The 19,184-nt window shown below is 72.0% G+C and carries 13 protein-coding genes; 11 read left to right on the forward strand and 2 right to left on the reverse strand.

The window, feature by feature from the left end; genetic code table 11:
* Positions 1-368 precede the first annotated feature (368 nt).
* The 5 genes from AB0L75_RS09630 (at position 369) to AB0L75_RS09650 (ending at position 9,307) form a co-directional block, all read left to right on the forward strand.
* Complete coding sequence (locus AB0L75_RS09630) at positions 369-1,157, forward strand: ABC transporter ATP-binding protein (RefSeq protein ID WP_365177744.1); 789 nt, start codon at positions 369-371, stop codon at positions 1,155-1,157.
* Positions 1,154-3,733 (forward strand): FtsX-like permease family protein, encoded by a 2,580-nt coding sequence (locus AB0L75_RS09635; RefSeq protein ID WP_365177747.1) that lies wholly within the window; start codon positions 1,154-1,156, stop codon positions 3,731-3,733. Before AB0L75_RS09630 ends, AB0L75_RS09635 begins: the two co-directional genes overlap by 4 nt.
* A gap of 265 nt (positions 3,734-3,998) precedes the next feature.
* Entirely contained in the window at positions 3,999-7,532 is a 3,534-nt protein-coding gene (gene mfd, locus AB0L75_RS09640; RefSeq protein WP_365177750.1) for a transcription-repair coupling factor, read from the forward strand.
* 237 nt (positions 7,533-7,769) lie between these two features.
* Positions 7,770-8,486, forward strand: a complete 717-nt coding sequence (locus AB0L75_RS09645) for an HNH endonuclease family protein (protein WP_365177753.1) — start codon at positions 7,770-7,772, stop codon at positions 8,484-8,486.
* Positions 8,487-8,563: 77 nt separating this feature from the next.
* The gene (locus AB0L75_RS09650) at positions 8,564-9,307 is read left to right on the forward strand and encodes an N-acetyltransferase (RefSeq protein ID WP_365177756.1); all 744 of its coding nucleotides are present in this window, start codon (positions 8,564-8,566) and stop codon (positions 9,305-9,307) included.
* A gap of 36 nt (positions 9,308-9,343) precedes the next feature.
* Here AB0L75_RS09650 and AB0L75_RS09655 read toward each other — a convergent pair whose 3' ends face one another.
* Both AB0L75_RS09655 and AB0L75_RS09660 read right to left on the reverse strand, forming a co-directional pair.
* Positions 9,344-10,066 carry a hypothetical protein gene (locus AB0L75_RS09655; RefSeq protein WP_365177759.1) on the reverse strand — a complete coding sequence of 241 codons (723 nt, stop codon included), beginning with the start codon at positions 10,064-10,066 and terminating at the stop codon, positions 9,344-9,346.
* A 205-nt stretch (positions 10,067-10,271) separates the two neighbouring features.
* Positions 10,272-10,970: a hypothetical protein gene (locus tag AB0L75_RS09660; protein WP_365177762.1), complete on the reverse strand. Its 699-nt coding sequence runs from the start codon at positions 10,968-10,970 to the stop codon at positions 10,272-10,274.
* A 184-nt stretch (positions 10,971-11,154) separates the two neighbouring features.
* Between AB0L75_RS09660 and AB0L75_RS09665 the strand changes: the two genes are divergently transcribed.
* The 6 genes from AB0L75_RS09665 (at position 11,155) to AB0L75_RS09690 (ending at position 19,167) form a co-directional block, all read left to right on the forward strand.
* Positions 11,155-13,461, forward strand: a complete 2,307-nt coding sequence (locus tag AB0L75_RS09665) for an N-6 DNA methylase (protein ID WP_365177764.1) — start codon at positions 11,155-11,157, stop codon at positions 13,459-13,461.
* 191 nt (positions 13,462-13,652) lie between these two features.
* Entirely contained in the window at positions 13,653-14,282 is a 630-nt protein-coding gene (locus AB0L75_RS09670; protein ID WP_365177767.1) for a hypothetical protein, read from the forward strand.
* Between the two features lie 38 nt (positions 14,283-14,320).
* Positions 14,321-15,814, forward strand: coding sequence for a serine/threonine-protein kinase (locus AB0L75_RS09675; protein WP_365178076.1), 1,494 nt, complete (start codon positions 14,321-14,323; stop codon positions 15,812-15,814).
* A gap of 159 nt (positions 15,815-15,973) precedes the next feature.
* Positions 15,974-16,630, forward strand: coding sequence for a SurA N-terminal domain-containing protein (locus AB0L75_RS09680; protein WP_365178079.1), 657 nt, complete (start codon positions 15,974-15,976; stop codon positions 16,628-16,630).
* A gap of 98 nt (positions 16,631-16,728) precedes the next feature.
* Entirely contained in the window at positions 16,729-17,736 is a 1,008-nt protein-coding gene (locus AB0L75_RS09685; protein ID WP_365177770.1) for a nucleoside triphosphate pyrophosphohydrolase, read from the forward strand.
* Positions 17,737-17,808: 72 nt separating this feature from the next.
* A complete protein-coding gene (locus AB0L75_RS09690; protein WP_365177773.1) occupies positions 17,809-19,167 on the forward strand; it encodes a cytochrome P450 in 1,359 nt (452 codons plus the stop codon).
* The last annotated feature ends 17 nt before the right edge of the window (positions 19,168-19,184 follow it).

The raw sequence follows: 19,184 nt of genomic DNA on the forward strand, positions 1-19,184 counted from the left end.
TGACCCGACGGAAGGGTGGAGGCTTCCCGCACCGAAGGGTGGAGACGACCCCGAGAAGGGCTCCGCCCGCGGGTGGAGCACCCCTAGGGGTCCCTCCGTACTACGGCTCGGGGAGGGTTCGTCCCGGCGGAGGACGAGATGGGCCCGGTGCCGTCCTTAACCTGGCTTTACGCCGCTGGGGGGCGGCTGACCGCACCGGCGGGGTGGGGTTTTCCCCCGGGAAAGAGGGGGCTTCGCACCAGCGCGGGAGGACCCCGCCGGCCGCGAGACTCGACGACGTACCCAGAGCGACACGACGTACCCGGAACGACGCCCCGGGCCACCGGGGCACCACTCACCGATCTGCCAACCGAAATAGGAGACATACCGTGACATCGGCTGTGACCATTCCCAGGCACGGGGGCACTGGAGGGCCTACGGCCGTTGCCGCGCGGGCGCGGCAGGTCGTGAAGGCGTACGGGTCCGGCGAGACCCGTGTCGTCGCCCTCGACCACGTCGACGTGGACATCGCACGCGGCCAGTTCACCGCGATCATGGGCCCCTCAGGGTCCGGCAAGTCCACACTGATGCACTGCCTCGCCGGGCTCGACACCGTGACCAGCGGTCAGATCTACCTGGACGAGACCGAGATCACCGGCCTGAAGGACAAGAAGCTCACCCAGCTGCGCCGGGACCGGATCGGCTTCATATTCCAGGCGTTCAACCTGCTGCCCACGCTGAACGCGATCGAGAACATCACGCTGCCCATGGACATCGCCGGCCGCAAGCCCGACCGGGCCTGGCTGGACCGCGTGGTGGAGACCGTCGGCCTCGCCGGACGGCTCAAGCACCGGCCGACCCAGCTCTCCGGCGGACAGCAGCAGCGCGTCGCCGTGGCCCGTGCGCTCGCCGCCCGCCCGGAGATCATCTTCGGGGACGAGCCGACCGGAAACCTCGACTCGCGGGCGGGCGCCGAAGTCCTCGGCTTCCTGCGCCGCTCGGTGGACGAACTCGGCCAGACCATCGTGATGGTCACGCACGACCCGGTGGCCGCCTCCTACGCCGACCGCGTGCTCTACCTCGCCGACGGCCGGATCGTCGACGAGATGTACCAGCCGACGGCCGATCAGGTCCTCGACCGCATGAAGGACTTCGACGCCCGGGGGCGTACGTCATGACCGTCCTGAAGACCTCGATGCGCAACTTCTTCGCGCACAAGGGCCGGATGGCGCTCTCGGCGGTCGCGGTCCTGCTGTCGGTGGCGTTCGTGTGCGGCACGCTGGTGTTCACCGACACCATGAACACCACCTTCGACAAGCTCTTCCAGGCCACGGCCTCGGACGTCACGGTCACCGCGAAGGGCTCCTCCGACGGCGGTGAGACCACCTCCCGCACCGGCAAGCCGCCGGTCGTGCCGGCCTCCCTGGTCGCCCAGGTGCGCAGGGCCGAGGGCGTCGCCAAGGCCGAGGGCACGGTGTTCTCCACCTCCGTGACCGTCGTCGACGCCAAGAAGGACAAGCTCTCGCCGACCAGCGGCGCCCCGACCATCGTCGGCAGCTGGAACGGCAACGACGCCCGCACCATGAAGATCACCTCCGGTACGGCGCCCAGGGGCCCGGACCAGGTCATGGTCGACAAGGACACCGCCGACAAGCACCACCTGAAGATCGGCTCCGAGATCGGCGTGATCTCGGTCGTCGGTACGCACTACGCGCGCGTGTCCGGCATCGCCGCCTTCCAGGTCACCAACCCGGGCGCGGCCATCTTCTACCTGGACACGAAGACCGCCCAGCAGACCCTGGTCGGCCGGACCGGCGTCTACACCAACATCAACGTCACCGCCGCCAAGGGCCTGACCGACGACCGCCTGAAGCAGAACGTCACGGCCGCCCTCGGCCACGGCTACAAGGTGCAGACCGCCAAGGAGGTCGCCGACGCCAACCAGAAGAGCGTCAAGAGCTTCCTGAACGTCATGAAGTACGCGATGCTCGGCTTCGCCGGGATCGCCTTCCTCGTCGGCATCTTCCTGATCATCAACACCTTCTCCATGCTGGTCGCCCAGCGCACCCGCGAGATCGGCCTGATGCGCGCCATCGGCTCCTCCCGCAAGCAGGTGAACCGGTCGGTGCTGGTCGAGGCGCTGCTGCTGGGCGTGATCGGCTCCGTGCTCGGCGTCGGCGCGGGCGTCGGCATCGCGGTCGGGCTGATGAAGCTCATGGGCAGCATGGGCATGCACCTGTCCACCGACGACCTGACCATCGCCTGGACGACGCCCACCGTCGGCGTGCTCCTCGGTGTCGTGGTCACCGTCCTGGCCGCCTACCTGCCCGCCCGGCGCGCCGGCAAGGTCTCCCCGATGGCCGCCCTGCGCGACGCGGGCGCCCCGGCCGACGCCAAGGCCGGCGTCGTCCGGGCCGTGATCGGGCTGCTCCTCACCGGCGCCGGCGCCTACAGCCTGTACATCGCCGGCACCGCCGACAAGGCCAAGTCCGGCTCGGGCTGGCTCGGCCTGGGCGTGGTGGCCACGCTGATCGGCTTCGTCGTCATCGGCCCGCTGCTCGCCGCCGGAGTGGTCCGCGTCCTCGGCGCGATCATCCTGCGGGTCTTCGGCCCCGTGGGCCGCATGGCCGAGCGCAACGCGCTGCGCAACCCGCGCCGCACCGGCGCCACCGGCGCGGCCCTGATGATCGGCCTGGCCCTGGTGGCCTGCCTGTCGGTGGTCGGCTCCTCCATGGTCGCCTCGGCCACGGACCAGCTCGACAAGACCGTCGGGACGGACTTCATCATCTCGCCCGACAACCAGCAGCTGATCAAGCCGCAGGAGGTCGAGGCCGTCAAGTCCGCACCGGGCCTCGCGCGGGTCACCGAGTACCGGCCGACCCAGGCCGACTTCACCACCCCGGACGGAAAGACCCTCAAGGACACCGACATCACGGGTGCGGACCCGACCTACGCGACCGACCTGCGCACCAAGACGGTCGCCGGCGACCTCAAGGACGCCTACCGGCCCGACTCGATGTCGGTCCACCAGAAGTTCGCCGAGGACCACGGCATCCACCTCGGCTCCAAGATCACCGTGGCCTTCCAGGGCGGCTCCACGGCCCACCTGACGGTGCGCGCGATCACCAGTGACGACACCGTCATCGACAAGGGCGCGATGTACACCTCCCTGGCCACCATGGTCAAGTACATCCCCGCCGACAGGATGCCGCTGGACGAGATGGTCTTCGCCTCCGCCAAGGACGGGCAGCAGGCCGCCGCCTACAAGGCGCTCAAGGCCACGCTGCACAGGTATCCGGAGCTGACCGTGCGCGACCAGACCGACTACAAGAAGGCGCTGAAGGACCAGGTCGGCCAGCTGCTGAACATGATCTACGGCCTGCTCGCCCTCGCGATCATCGTCGCCGTCCTGGGTGTCGTGAACACCCTGGCCCTGTCGGTGGTCGAGCGGACCCGGGAGATCGGCCTCATGCGGGCCATCGGTCTCTCCCGCCGCCAGCTGCGCCGGATGATCCGCCTGGAGTCTGTGGTGATCGCCCTCTTCGGCGCCCTGCTCGGCCTCGGCCTGGGCATGGGCTGGGGCGCGACCGCCCAGAAGCTCCTGGCGCTGCAGGGCCTGAAGGTTCTCGACATCCCCTGGCCGACGATCATCACGGTCTTCATCGGCTCGGCCTTCGTGGGCCTGTTCGCCGCGCTGATCCCGGCGTTCCGGGCGGGCCGCATGAACGTACTGAACGCGATCGCGACGGACTGATCGCGACGGACTGATCGCGACGGACTGGCGGAGCAGCCGCGCAGGCTGCGCCGACGACCACCGCATACGGGGGTTGCGGGGGAAGACCCGGTGCCGGGGAGTCTTGGGTGACTCCCCGGCACCGGGTCCTTTTGCCGTCAACGGAAACAGGGGTTGTCCACAGGCTCCGACGGCAACGCCGACGGAGTCGTACGCTGGACACCCCCGGCCCGTCGCACGAGTCGGGCCCTTCGTGTTGCCGACCCCCCTGGACGGAAAACCCTCCATGACCCTGCACGGTCTGCTCGACGCCGTCGTCAAGGACCCCGCCCTCGCGGAAGCGATCACGGCGGCCGCAGACGGCAACCGCATGCACGTCGACCTCGTCGGCCCCCCGGCGGCCCGCCCCTTCGCGGTCGCCGCCCTCGCCCGCGAGGCGGGCCGCCCGGTGCTCGCGGTCACGGCGACGAGTCGCGAGGCCGAGGACCTGGCCGCCGCCCTGCGCTCCCTGCTGCCCGCCGAGGGCGTCGTGGAGTACCCCTCCTGGGAGACGCTGCCGCACGAGCGGCTCAGCCCGCGCAGCGACACCGTCGGCCGCCGCCTCGCCGTCCTGCGCCGCCTCGCCCACCCCCGCCCGGACGACCCCGAGACCGGCCCGGTCTCCGTCGTCGTCGCACCCGTGCGCTCCGTGCTGCAGCCGCAGGTCAAGGGCCTCGGCGACCTGGAGCCGGTGGCCCTGCGCACCGGCCAGAACGCCGATCTGAACGACATCGTGGAAGCCCTCGCGGCCGCCGCCTACGCGCGCGTGGAGCTGGTCGAGAAGCGCGGCGAGTTCGCCGTGCGCGGCGGCATCCTGGACGTCTTCCCGCCCACCGAGGAACACCCCCTGCGCGTGGAGTTCTGGGGCGACGACGTCGAGGAGATCCGCTACTTCAAGGTCGCCGACCAGCGCTCCCTGGAAGTCGCCGAGCACGGCCTGTGGGCGCCGCCGTGCCGCGAGCTGCTGCTCACCGAGGACGTCCGCGCACGCGCGCGTGCCCTCGCCGAGGACCACCCGGAGCTGGGCGAACTCCTCAACAAGATCGCCGAGGGCATCGCGGTCGAGGGCATGGAGTCCCTCGCGCCCGTCCTGGTCGACGACATGGAGCTGCTGCTCGACGTCCTGCCCAAGGGCTCGATGGCCGTCGTCTGCGACCCGGAGCGGGTCCGCACGCGCGCCGCCGATCTCGTCGCCACCTCGCAGGAGTTCCTGCAGGCCTCCTGGGCGGCCACCGCCGGCGGCGGCGAGGCCCCGATCGACGTCGGCGCGGCCTCCCTGTGGTCCATCGCCGACGTCCGCGACCGCGCGCGCGAGCTGGACATGATGTGGTGGTCGGTGTCGCCGTTCGCGGCGGACCTGGAACTGGACGCGGACACCCTCAAGCTCGGCATGCACGCGCCCGAGACCTACCGTGGCGACACCGCGCGGGCCCTCGCCGACACCAAGGGCTGGCTCGCCGACGGCTGGCGCGCGGTGTTCGTCACCGAGGGCCACGGCCCGGCCGCCCGCACGGTGGAGGTGCTCGGCGGCGAGGGCATCGCCGCCCGCCTCGACGCCGACCTCGGCGAGCTGAGCCCCTCGGTGGTGCACGTCTCCTGCGGCTCGATCGAGTACGGCCTCGTCGACCCGGCGCTGAAGCTCGCCGTGCTCACCGAGACCGACCTGTCCGGCCAGCGCGCGACCGGCCGCGAGGGCGCCCGGATGCCGGCCCGCCGCCGCAAGACCATCGACCCGCTCACCCTGGAGGCGGGCGACTACATCGTCCACGAACAGCACGGCGTCGGCCGCTACATCGAGATGGTGCAGCGCACCGTCCAGGGCGCCACCCGCGAGTACCTGGTGGTCGAGTACGCGCCCGCCAAGCGCGGCCAGCCCGGCGACCGCCTGTACATCCCGACGGACCAGCTGGAGCAGATCACCAAGTACGTCGGCGGCGAGGCCCCCACCCTGCACCGGCTCGGCGGCGCCGACTGGACGAAGACCAAGGCCCGCGCCAAGAAGGCGGTCAAGGAGATCGCCGCCGACCTGATCAAGCTGTACAGCGCCCGCATGGCCGCCCCCGGCCACTCCTTCGGCACCGACACGCCCTGGCAGCGCGAGCTGGAGGACGCCTTCCCCTACGCCGAGACCCCGGACCAGCTCACCACCATCGCCGAGGTCAAGGAGGACATGGAGAAGTCGGTCCCCATGGACCGCCTGGTCTGCGGCGACGTCGGCTACGGCAAGACCGAGATCGCGGTGCGGGCCGCCTTCAAGGCCGTACAGGACGGCAAGCAGGTCGCCGTGCTCGTACCGACGACGCTGCTCGTGCAGCAGCACTTCGGGACGTTCTCCGAGCGGTACGCGCAGTTCCCGGTGAGCGTGAAGGCCCTGTCCCGCTTCCAGACCGACACCGAGGCCAAGGCCGTCCTGGAGGGCCTCAGGGACGGCGCGGTGGACGTCGTCATCGGCACCCACCGCCTGTTCTCCTCCGAGACCAGGTTCAAGGACCTGGGCCTGGTCATCGTCGACGAGGAGCAGCGCTTCGGCGTCGAGCACAAGGAGCAGCTGAAGAAGCTGCGCGCCAACGTGGACGTGCTGACCATGTCGGCCACGCCCATCCCGCGCACCCTGGAGATGGCGGTCACCGGCATCCGCGAGATGTCCACGATCACCACGCCCCCGGAGGAGCGCCACCCGGTGCTCACCTTCGTCGGGCCGTACGAGGAGAAGCAGATCGGCGCCGCCATCCGCCGCGAACTGCTGCGCGAGGGCCAGGTCTTCTACATCCACAACCGCGTCGAGTCCATCGACCGGGCCGCCGCCCGGCTGCGCGAGATCGTCCCCGAGGCGCGCATCGCGACGGCTCACGGCCAGATGTCGGAGTCGGCGCTGGAGCAGGTGGTCGTCGACTTCTGGGAGAAGAAGTCCGACGTCCTCGTCTCGACCACGATCGTCGAGTCCGGCATCGACATCTCCAACGCCAACACCCTCATCGTGGAGCGCGGCGACACCTTCGGCCTGTCCCAGCTGCACCAGCTGCGCGGCCGCGTCGGCCGGGGCAGGGAGCGCGGTTACGCCTACTTCCTCTACCCGCCGGAGAAGCCGCTGACGGAGACGGCCCACGAGCGCCTGGCGACCATCGCCCAGCACACCGAGATGGGCGCGGGCATGTACGTGGCGATGAAGGACCTGGAGATCCGGGGCGCCGGCAACCTGCTCGGCGGCGAGCAGTCCGGGCACATCGCGGGAGTCGGCTTCGACCTGTACATCCGCATGGTCGGCGAGGCCGTCGCCGACTACCGGCGCCAGCTGGAGACCGGCGAGATCGAGGAGGAGCCGCCGCTCGAGGTCAAGATCGAGCTGCCCGTCGACGCGCACGTCCCGCACGACTACGCGCCCGGCGAGCGGCTGCGTCTGCAGGCATACCGCGCCATCGCCTCCGCCAACTCGGAGGAGGACGTCAAGGCCGTCCGCGAGGAACTCACCGACCGCTACGGCAAGTTGCCCGAACCGGTGGAGAACCTGCTGCTGGTGGCCGGACTGCGGATGCTCGCCCGCGCGTGCAGCGTCGGCGAGATCGTGCTCCAGGGCACCAACATCCGCTTCGCACCGGTGGAGCTGCGCGAGTCGCAGGAACTGCGGCTCAAGCGCCTCTACCCGGGCACGGTCATCAAGCCGGCCGTGCACCAGGTGCTGGTCCCGCGCCCGAAGACCGCGAAGGTCGGCGGCAAGCCGCTGGTCGGCCGCGAACTGCTGGGCTGGGTGGGCGAGTTCCTCGCTTCGATCCTGGGGTCGTAGCAGGTCGTAGCAGGTTGTAGAGGGTCGTATCGGGGCGGCGGCACGTTGTGAGCGGGCTCACGCGCGTGCCGGCCGTGCTCCCCCCGTACGGCACCGCTATGCCCCAACCCGAACACCGGCTGTCCGAAAACGCCGCTTTGGTCCTCATCTGCAGGGGGCCTCGCGGCGGTTACCGTAAGGGACGGAACGATTCCGCCTGTGTCCGGGGCGGGCCGGGGTGAGTGAGGGGGACGTACCGTGACGCGTCTGAGGGGCGGGGCGGTCGCCGCCGCGGTCGTGCTGATCGCCGTGGCCGGCTGCAGCAAGGAGAAGACCAAGGGGGCCTCCGGGTCCGAGCGGACGGGCGGCAACGGCGCGGTGCTGGCCGCCGTCGACTCACTGCCCGTCAAGGGCCGGGCGCCGAAGACCGGTTACTCGCGGGAACGGTTCGGCACCGCCTGGGCGGACACCGACTCCAACTCCTGCGACACCCGCGACGACATCCTCAAACGCGACCTGAAGGACCTGAAGTTCACCGGCGGTACCTGCAGGGTCTCCTCCGGCCTGCTGGAGCCCGACCCCTACTCCGGCAAGGACATCACCTACCGGCGCGGCCGCAGCCAGGTCGACATCGACCACGTCGTCCCCCTCTCCGACGCCTGGCAGAAGGGCGCCGAGTACTGGGACGCGAGCAAGCGCATAGCCCTGGCCAACGATCCCCTGAACCTCATCGCGGTCGACGCGAGCACCAACCGCGGCAAGGGAGACGGCGACGCGGCCACCTGGCTCCCGCCCAACGCGGCGTACCGCTGCACCTATGTCGCCGACCAGGTCGCCGTGAAGAAGAAGTACGGGCTGTGGGTCACCGACGCCGAGAAGGCCGCCATGAAGAAGGTCCTCACCGGCTGCCCGAACCAGAACCTCCCCACGGGCGGCAACCCGACCAAGGCCCCGGAGCGCTTCACCGCCCGCTGAGCCGGGCGGCCGGCACGCACCGACCGGGCGGTGAAATCCATTACCCGAGGCGGGGCGTGCCGCCTACCGTGAAGGTCATGGACGTCAAGGTGAGCAGCGTCGCCGAGCGGCCCGACCGGCTGCCGGCGGTGTTCGAGATGGCCGACACATGGCCCGAGTTCGTGACCAACGACCCCGTGGGCGCCGCCCACTACGGCCGTATCCCCGCCGAACTGCCCGAGTACGCGCTGTTCGCCGAGGACGAGCACGGCGAGATCGTCGCCCACGCCTTCAGCGTGCCCTTCGCCCTCGACGTCGACGGCCGGCGCACCTTGCCCGCGCGCGGCTGGGACCAGATCCTGCTCTGGGCCTTCGCCGACCTGCGCCGCGGCACCCGCCCCGACACGGTGAGCGCCGTCTCCGTCACGATCGCCCCGCACGCCCAGGGCCACGGCCTGTCCGCCGTCATGCTCTCGGCGATGCGGGACAACGCCCGCGCCCGTGGCTTCCGCGAGGTCGTCGCCCCCGTCCGCCCCAGCGCCAAGCACCGGGAACCGCACACCCCGATCACCGAGTACGCCCACCGGGTACGCCCTGACGGCCTGCCCGAGGACCCGTGGCTGCGCGTCCACGCCCGCGCCGGTGCCCGTATCGACTCCATCGCCCCGGCCTCCATGACCGTGGGCGCCTCGCTGGAGGAGTGGCGCCGCTGGACGGGGCTGCCCTTCGATGCCACCGAGGACGTCGAGGTGTCCGGCGCACTGGTCCCGGTCCGCTGCGAACCGGAGCAGGGCTACGCCGTCTACGTCGAGCCCAACGTATGGATGCGGCACCCGCTGTGACCGGATGAGCGTCGTACGGCGCCAGTACCCCGTGGGTCAGGCGGACTTCATGGCCTTCAGGGAGCCGAGGGTCCGCGTCGTCACCTTCCTCGCGGACGCGGCGCCGTTGTCGCCGCCCGCCGTGGAGAGCACGGTGACCACGGAGCTGCCGGAGCGCACCGCGATCAGCGTGCTCCCGTTCTCCCAGGCGCCGCTCGTCAGCGTCATCGTGTAGGCCTCGTCACCGAGGCCGGCCGTAGCTCTGCCCGTGAGCCTCACCTTGGCGTGCGCGTCGGTGTCCGTGAACGTGGCGCACTCGCCGGCGACGGTCCGGATCTCCTTCATCACCGCGTTCGCCGTGGTGCCCTGGAACGCGTCGATCTCCTCGACCACCTCCTCGGTCTTGCCGCGGTTCGCGTAGTCGTTCTGCGCGAACGACACGCCCCCCTTGAAACCGGTCACCTGGATCCAGGACGTGCCCTCCAGCCTCGTGCAGTCCGGCTTCGCGGTGCTCCGGCCGGACGGTGCGAGGAACGTGCCGCCGCTGTCCGAGGTGCCGTCGGCCGTGGGAGCGAACCCGGCCGGGAAGGCCGACGCGGGTGCCAGCGCCTTCTTCAACTGCGTACCGGTGGCGAGACCGGCGTTCAGGTCCTTCGCCTTGGCCGGCTTCGCGTCCGTGCCGCCGCCGGTGGCGGAGGAGGAGCCGGAGGAGCAGGCGGTGAGGGCCAGGGGAAGTACCGCGACGGCGAGCAGCGTGGCGGCACGGGGCGAGAGGCGCATGACAGTCCTTCAGAGGTGGGTGTTGCGGGGGATGTGTACGGCGTGCCGTACGGCGTCCTGGGCCGGTCCGGCCGCGGGGCTGAGCCCGCGAACCGGCAGCCGGGGGACGGGTGCGGTGAGCGATGAGCGGTTCGTGATGAGCGGTTCGTGATGAGTGGTGAGGGGTCAGGGGCCGGAGTGGGGGCTCCGTGGGTGGTGGTGCGGCTCAAGCCGCCTTCTTCCAGTTGCCGCAGCCGCTGGTCTTGAAGTAGGCGTCGTCCGGGCTGATGGTGACGACGGCGGTGCCGGTCACGTTGTCGTTGGCGATGACCGAGTCCAGTCCGTGTTCGGCGTCCTTGGTGCGCTCCCAGTAGCAGGAGTCGTCCTTGTTGCCGGTCGACCTGTAGGTGCCCGGCGCGATGTCGGTGCCGACCTTATACATGCCGCCGTCGCCGTCCATCGCCCGGGCGGGCGTGCCCTTCGCCGCGGGGTCGACGGCCTCCCAGTCCTTGCAGCCGCTGGACTTGAAGATCTTGTCGCTGGCCTTGACGGTCACGTAACCGGTGCCGGTGACGTTCTCGTTGGCGAGCGTCGAGTCCGTCTCGCCCTTGGCGTCCTTGGCGCGCTCCCAGTAGCACTGGTCGTCGGTGTTGCCGGACGTGCGATACGTGCCCGGCCGCATGTCGGAGCCGATCCGGTACTCGCCGTCGCCGGCGAGGGCGGTCTTCTTCTTCCCGGCCGCCTGCGCGTCCCCCGGGCCCTTGGCGTCCTTCGTGCCGCCGGGAGTGTGCTCGGCCGAGGCGGACGAGCCCTTGCCGCCGCCGGAACCGCCGTCCTTGCCGTTGCCGCCGGCGTTCGCGGACACGGCGGCGATGACGGCGATCCCCACGACGGCACCCAGCCCGACCTTGGTCTTCATTCCCATGGCGAATCCCTCCCCAAAGCGGCGGCCACCCCCTCCGGCGGGCCACTCGTTCGCTGGGTCAATGACAGCAGAGGCTGTGAACCGAGTCAACACGGTTCACAGAGTTAATTGCGTACACGATGTGAATGCATGGATCTCGTGTACGCCGGTATGCTCGGTGCACACGGACGAGGGGAGCGGGCCGGTGCAGGACAACGCGACAGAGGTGACCGCGGCCGGAATCGCCCGGCTGGCCGGAGTGGGCCGCGCCGCCGTCAGCAACTGGCGCCGCCGGCACGCCGACTTCCCCAAGCCGGTCGGCGGCACCGAGACCAGCCCGTCCTTCGCGCTCGCCGAGGTCGAGGGCTGGCTGCGCAAGCAGGGCAAACTCGCCGAGGTCCCGCTCCGGGAACGCGTCTGGCAGCAGCTCGTCGGACACCCCGCGGGTGCCCTGACCGCCCTGGTGCACACCGGCTGCGCGCTGCTGCTGATCCACGAGCACCCCACCGTCTGGCTCGACGCGAGCGCCGGCTCCGACGCCCGCCTGGCCGCGATGCTGCCGGGCGCGCTGGAGCAGGTCCTGCGGGGCGTGAACGCGGGCCCCGCGGCGCGTGGTGTGAACGCGGGGCACGCGGGGGCCGGAGTGAACGCGGGCTTCTCGGCGTCTGGTGTGAACGCGGGTCCTTCGGCGTCCAGTGTGAACGCGGCCGCCGTGGCATCCGGTGTGAACGCCTCTCTCGCGGCGCCGGGTGTGAACCCCTCAGCGGACCGGCAGCCTGTGAACACCCCACCGGCTGTTCACAGCACCCCCCCTGTCCACGGCACCCCGGCCCTGCACGCCCCCACCCCGCGCACCCCCACCCCACAGGCCCCCACCCCGCCCCCCCTCGCCCTGCGCACCCCCACCGGCCCCCAGCTCCTCCCCTCCACCCCGCTCCTGCGCGGCGCGGCCGAGCTGGCCGCCGGGACCGGGGCGCGGGAGGCCTTCGAGTTCCTGCTGGGCCGGCACCTGGACGCCAACCCCCGCCAGTACACGCTCACCCCGGCCGAACTCGCCGGTCTCATGGCCGACCTCGCCGGCCCCGCCCGTACCGTGCTGGACCCCGCCTGCGGCACCGGCGCCCTGCTGCGGGCCGTCGACACCCGCCCCGACCAGGAGCTGTACGCCCAGGACAGCGCACCCGACCTGGCCGCGCTCACCGCGCTGCGGCTCGCGCTGCACTCCCGGGCCGGCGTGCACGGCGCCACCGGCGACACTCTGCGCGCCGACGCCTACCCGGAGCTGCGCGCCGACGCGGTGCTGTGCCATCCGCCGTTCAACGAGCGCAACTGGGGCCACGACGAACTCGCCTACGACCCGCGCTGGGAGTATGGCTTCCCGGCCCGCACCGAGTCCGAACTGGCCTGGGTGCAGCACGCGCTGGCCCGGCTGGCCGACGGCGGCTTCGCGGTCCTGCTCATGCCGCCGGCCGCGGCCTCCCGCCGGTCCGGGCGCCGGATCCGCGCCGACCTGCTGCGCCGGGGCGCGCTGCGGGCCGTGGTCGCGCTGCCCGTCGGGGCGGCACCGCCGTACAACATCCCGCTGCATGTGTGGGTGCTGCGCCGGCCCGACCGGACGCCGGCGGCGCCCGAGGTGCTGCTCGTGGACACGGGGAGGTTCGCCGGGGAGGGGCGCGGCGGACCGGACTGGGCAGCGGTGCGCGAGGCCGTACTGGAAGCATGGCGCGCCTTCGAGCGTGCGGGACGGCTGGAGGAGCGGCCGGGGCTCGCGCGTTCCGTGCCGGTCATCGAACTCCTCGACGACGATGTCGACCTCGCTCCCGCCCGCCATCTGCCGCCGCCGGCCGTGGCCGACGGCGCGGAGCAGCTCACGGAGGTGCGCGAGCGCCTCGGCGCGACCCTGCGCCTGACCGCCGACCTCACCCCGCCGCCCGCCGACCCGGCGCCGGGCGCGCGCTGGCCGCTCACCACCGTCGGCGAACTCGCGCGCGGGGGTGCGCTGATGATGCGCAGCGGCGGAAACGGCGGCCACGCGCGCGTGCCCGTCCTGACCGACCATGACGTCCTCGCCGGCACGGTGCCCTCCGGGACGCTTCCGGAGAGCGAGGAGGAGGCCGTGCTGACCGAGCCGGGCGACGTCGTCGTACCGGTGCTCGGCGGCGGCTCGGTGGCGCGCGTGATCGACGATGCGACGGGGGGCGCCGCCCTGGGGCGCAACCTCGTGCTCCTGCGCCCCGATCGCACAGCGCTCGACCCGTGGTTCCTCGCCGGCTTCCTGCGCGGTACCGCGAACAACCGGCAGGCCAGCAGCTATGCCTCCACCGCGACCCGGCTGGACGTGCGCCGCCTGCAGCTGCCCCGGCTCCCGCTGGACGAACAACGGCGCTACGGCGCGCGTTTCCGCGCACTCGACGAGTTCGAGCGGGCGCTGCGCCATGCGAGCCGGCTCGGGCAGCAGCTCGTGCGCGGGATGTACGACGGACTCACCGACGGTACGGTGGCGCCCGACTGATCGCCGACTGATCGCCGGCGGGCGCCGGTCGGCCGCTGGTCGTGTGCGCGGGCCGGACAACGGTTCGGTACAACCGGGACGCTTGTCCGTGTCGGGTCATATGCTCGAAGCGACAATCACACGACCGGCGTTGTCCGCCCTCCGGAGCGCCGGGCGGACACGTACGTCCACATCAGGCATCAGGAGCAGCCATGCAAGGCCACGGCTACGGACAGCCGGTGAAGCAGCCGCCGCACACCGCGTGGCTGGTTCTGCTGCGTGTGCTGTTCGTGGCGATCGGGTTGTTCAGCATCGGCTTTCTGGCCTGGACGATGCTGCTGCGGCTGGCGGCCGTCACGCGCCGGTCGCTGGACTGGGGCCTGTTCATCGCCGTGCTGGCCGCCGACATCCTCAGCATCACGCTGCTGGCCGGCGAGCCCGGCGACGAGATCCACACCTCGTCCGGCTACGTCGGCCTGTTCCTGCTGCTCTTCACGCTCGTGGCCGCGATCGCGTACTACCTCGCGGCGGACGTCCGCCACTTCCTGCAGCGGCAGCAGGCGTACGCGGCGCAGCGCACGGCACAGGCCGCGTACGCCTATCCCGGCCCCGCGAACCCGTACACCGCGGCGACCGTGCCGACCCCGCCGGCCATGCCGGTCGGCCCGCACACTCCGCCCCCGATGCCGCACACGCCCGTGCCCCGGCCGCCGCTGACCACCCCGCCGCCGCAGCGCCCGGCGCCCAGCCACATCGACCAGGTGCGTGCCGAGCTGGACGAGCTGAGCGACTACCTGCGCAAGCACGACGGCCGGCCCGGCGGCCACGAGGGCGGAAGGTGACCGTGGCGGCAGGACGTGTCGTCGCCGGCCGGTATGAACTGTCCACGCTCATCGGACAGGGCGGCATGGGCCAGGTGTGGACGGCGTACGACCGGCGGCTCGACCGGCGCGTGGCGGTGAAGCTGCTGCGCCCCGACAAGGTGGCGGGCCAGGAGGCGGACGAACTGCGCCGTCGCTTCCTGCGCGAGTGCCGGGTGACCGCGCAGGTGGATCACCCCGGTCTGGTGACCGTGCACGACGCGGGCACCGAGGGCGAGGAGCTGTTCCTCGTCATGCAGTACGTCGACGGCGCCGACCTGTCCGACCATCTCGCCGAGCACGATCCGTACCCGTGGCAGTGGGCGGTCGCGGTGGCCGCGCAGCTGTGCGCCGTGCTGAGCGCCGTGCACGCCGTGCCGATCGTGCACCGCGACCTCAAGCCGCGCAATGTGATGGTGAAGCAGGACGGCACGGTCACCGTTCTCGACCTGGGCGTGGCCTCGGTGATGGACACCGACACCACCCGCCTCACCCACACCGGCTCCCCGATCGGCTCGCCCGCCTACATGGCGCCGGAGCAGGCGATGGGCGGCGCCGTCGGCCCGTACACCGACCTGTACGCACTCGGTGTGCTGATGCACGAACTGCTCAGCGGTGACGTGCCGTTCGCGGGCTCGACGGCGCTCGGAGTGCTGCACCGGCACCTGTACGAGCCCCCGCTGCCGGTGCGCCGGATCCGCCCCGAGGTGCCGGAGGCGCTGGAGGCGCTCGTGCTGCGGCTGCTCGCCAAGGACCCGCAGCACCGGCCGGCCTCCGCACAGGAGGTGTACGAGGACCTGGCGGCGCTGCTGCCGGCGCGCGGGATCCCCACCGGGGCACCCCTGGACCCCACGCGCCCCTTCCTGCGTCCGCACGCTCCCTGGCCGGACCGCGCGCGGACCCCCGCGCCCCAGCCTGCCCCCGTCACGCCGGCGCCGCCGGTGGCCGGGAAGCCCGACGTCGCCGCGGCCGTCGACGAGGTCAAGCGGCTGCTGGGGGAGGGGCGCATCACCCAGGCCGTGGACATCCTGGGCGCGATCCTGCCCGCCGCCGCCGAGCAGCACGGCGAGCACTCCCCGGTCGTGCGCACCCTGCGCAAGCAGTACGCGGCCACGCTCATGGACGACGGCCAGTACCGGCGCGCGCTGCCCGAACTGCGCCGGCTCGCCGCCGAACGCGCCGCCGAGGCCGGCCAGGCCGATCCGCAGTCCCTGCGCTACCGCTACGAGGCCGCGCAGTGCCTGGAGCAGCTGGGCGAACCGGCCGCGGCGCTCGCCGAGTACCGCGCGCTGCTGCCGTACTACGAGAACCAGTACGTCTCCGGCGACCCGCAGCTCGCCCACGAGGTCCGCAGGCGCATCGGCCATCTGCTGCTCGCCGTCGGCGACCGGCCGTCCGCCCACGACACCCTGGCGCGGCTGCTGATGGACGTGGAGCGGCTGCACGGCCCCGGCTATCCGATGGCCCTGGAGATCCGGCGCACCCTGCACTGGCTCGGACAGGTACGCGGCTAGATCCGCCGTCGCCCGGTCCGGGGACCTTCAAGGGCGCCGCGGTGCCCGAAGCGCGTGCGAATCGTTGGTCGAATGGGTTGGCCGCGGCCTCCCCACTGCCTACCATCGATCACCGCAAGACTTTGTGCACAGCCGCACAATCTCCCCTTGGAGGTTCCCTTGCACCGCCGCCGTCGCACCGCGCTCGTTCTCACCGCCGCGATCGCCGCCGCGGCACCCCTGCTGACCGCCTGCGGAAGCGCCGCGCACCCGGGCGCCGCGGCCGTCGTCGGAGGGCAGCGGATCACCGTCGCCCAGCTGGAGAGCCGGGTCGACGAGATCCGCACGGCACAGCGCGCCGCGGTGCCCGATGCGGCCCAGTACCAGCAGGTCCTCGCCTCCACCAGCAGCCTCGCCCGCGACACCCTGCACAACATGGTCCTCGACCGGGTGCTGCACCGCGCCGCGCAGGACGCGGGCATCACGGTCACCCGCAAGGAGGTCCAGCGGATGCGCACGAGCCTGGAGCAGCAGGCCGGCGGCGCCAAGGGACTCGAGACGGCCTGGCTGCAGAAGTACGGCATCGCCCCCGCCCACCTCGACGAGAACCTCGGGCTCCAGCTGGAGGCGCAGAAGCTGGCCGGCAAGCTCGGCACCGACACCAGCCAGCCCGCCTTCTGGAAGGCGCTGTCCAAGGCCTCCCAGGAACTCCACGTCGACCTCAACCCGCGCTACGGCGCCTGGGACGTGCAGAAGAGCAGCCGCGTGGACACGATGACGCCCTGGGTACGGGAGGTCACGACGTCGGCGTCGGGCGGGCAGCCGGCGACGGCCTGACCCAGGGGCGGGCCGGCTTCAGTCATACGATCACACGATCCTCCCCGGCCTGTGGATAACCGAATCCGTCCTTTCCCGCCGTGGGTTACGTTCGGATCGTGAACGCATCCAGCTCCGACCTCGCCCCGGCCGCCGACCACGGTCGCATCGTCCTGCTCACCACCAGCCACCGGGTCGCCCCCGGCCTGCTGTCCTGGCCCGCCTGGCAGGCCCTGCGCGCCGCCGACGCCGTGCTGTGCGCCGACGGAGCCCATCCGCAGCTGCCGTATCTGCGCGAGGCCGGGATAGCGGTGAAGCAGTCGTCCCCCACCGCGCAGGAGCTGGTCGACGCCTGCGCCGGCGGGCGGACGGTGGTGGTTGTGGCCACGGGTGAGGGAGAGCCCGCGCTCACCGACGGCCTGGCCCGGCTGGCCGGCTCCGGCCGCGTCCAGATGCCGGAGCTGGAGCTGCTGCCGGCCTCCTACGACCTGCCCGGCGCCCGCCTGCTGGACCTCGTGCAGGTCATGGACCGCATCCGCGCCGAATGCCCCTGGTCGTCCCGGCAGACCCACGAGGGACTCGCCAAGTACGGCATCGAGGAGGCCTACGAGCTGGTCGAGGCGATCGAGGCCGGCGACCGCGAGGAGCTGCGCGAGGAGCTGGGCGACGTCCTCCTCCAGGTCGTCTTCCACTCCCGGATCGCCGAGGAGCACCCGGATACGCCGTTCTCCATCGACGACGTGGCCGGCGGCATCGTCGCCAAGCTCGTCCACCGGCACCCGCACGTCTTCGGCGACGAGAAGGCGGAGACGCCGGAGGACGTCAAGGAGCACTGGCTGCGCACCAAGGCCGAGGAGAAGCGGCGCACCTCGGTCACGGAGGGCGTCCCGCTCGGCCAGCCCGGCCTGGCCCTCGCCGCCAAGCTCGCCTCCCGCGCCCACACGGCCGGCCTGGACGTCCCCCTGCCGACCGGCGAGGACGTCGGCTACGAACTGCTCGCCCTGGCGGTCCGCGCCGAGCAGGCAGGCGTCGACCCGGAGGCCGCGCTGCGAGCGGCGGCACGGGTGTACCGGGACGCGATACGCCGGGCGGAAGGCGCGCACGACACCGCACCGGACCAGGCGTAGGGCGCGGAAGGCGGGGTTTCGCAGAGTGGCTCCGGAGCAAGGGGAGCGGGAGTGTGCGGATACCGTCGAGGGGTGACCGACCAGCACCACCCCCCGACCGCCGCCGACTCCACCCCGGGCTCCACCTCTGGCTCCGCCCCGGAATTCACCTCGGGCTCCGCCCCGGACTCCGCCCCCGACCTCTTCACCTGGGAGTTCGCCACCGACCCCTACCCCGCCTACGCCTGGCTGCGCGAGCACGCGCCCGTGCACCGGACGCGGTTGCCCAGTGGGGTCGAGGCGTGGCTGGTCACGCGGTACGCCGATGCCAAGCAGGCCCTCGCCGACCAGCGGCTGAGCAAGAACCCGGCGCATCACGACGAGCCCGCGCACGCCAAGGGCAAGACCGGCATCCCCGGCGAGCGCAAGGCCGAGCTGATGACGCATCTGCTGAACATCGACCCGCCGGACCACACCCGGCTGCGCCGGCTGGTCAGCAAGGCGTTCACCCCGCGCCGGGTCGCCGAGTTCGCGCCGCGCGTGCAGGAGCTGACCGACCACCTCATCGATCAGTTCGCCGCGCGGGGCTCGGCCGACCTCATCCATGAGTTCGCCTTCCCGCTGCCCATCTACGCCATCTGCGACCTGCTCGGCGTCCCGCGTGAGGATCAGGACGACTTCCGGGACTGGGCGGGCATGATGATCCGGCACGGCGGAGGGCCGCGGGGCGGAGTCGCACGGTCCGTCAAGAAGATGCGCGGCTACCTCGCCGAGCTGATCCACAAGAAGCGCGAGGCGCTGCCCGCCGAGCCCGCGCCCGGCGAGGACCTGATCTCCGGCCTCATCCGCGCCTCCGACCACGGTGAGCACCTCACCGAGAACGAGGCCGCGGCGATGGCGTTCATCCTGCTGTTCGCCGGATTCGAGACGACCGTCAACCTCATCGGCAACGGCACCTACGCCCTGCTCAGCCACCCCGAGCAGCGCGAGCGGCTCCAGCGGTCCCTGGCCGGAGGGGAAGAGGATCTGCTGGAGACCGGCGTGGAGGAACTCCTGCGCTACGACGGCCCGGTGGAGCTGGCCACCTGGCGGTTCGCCACCGAGCCGCTCGCCATCGGCGGGCAGGACATCGCGCCGGGGGACCCGGTGCTGGTGGTGCTCGCGGCGGCGGACCGGGACCCGGAGCGGTTCGCCGACCCGGACGTGCTGGACCTCGCCCGGCGCGACAACCAGCACCTCGGCTACGGCCACGGCATCCACTACTGCCTCGGCGCGCCGCTCGCCCGGCTGGAGGGCCAGACCGCGCTCGCCACCCTGCTCACCCGCCTGCCCGATCTGCGGCTCGCCGTCGACCCGGCCGAGTTGCGCTGGCGTGGCGGGCTCATCATGCGGGGGCTGCGCACCCTGCCGGTGGAGTTCACCCCGGTGGCCGACAAAGCCGTAGAGCCGTAGAGCCGTAGAGCCGTAGA

The sequence above is a fragment of the Streptomyces sp. NPDC052101 genome (assembly GCF_040680235.1).
GTDB lineage: Bacteria > Actinomycetota > Actinomycetes > Streptomycetales > Streptomycetaceae > Streptomyces.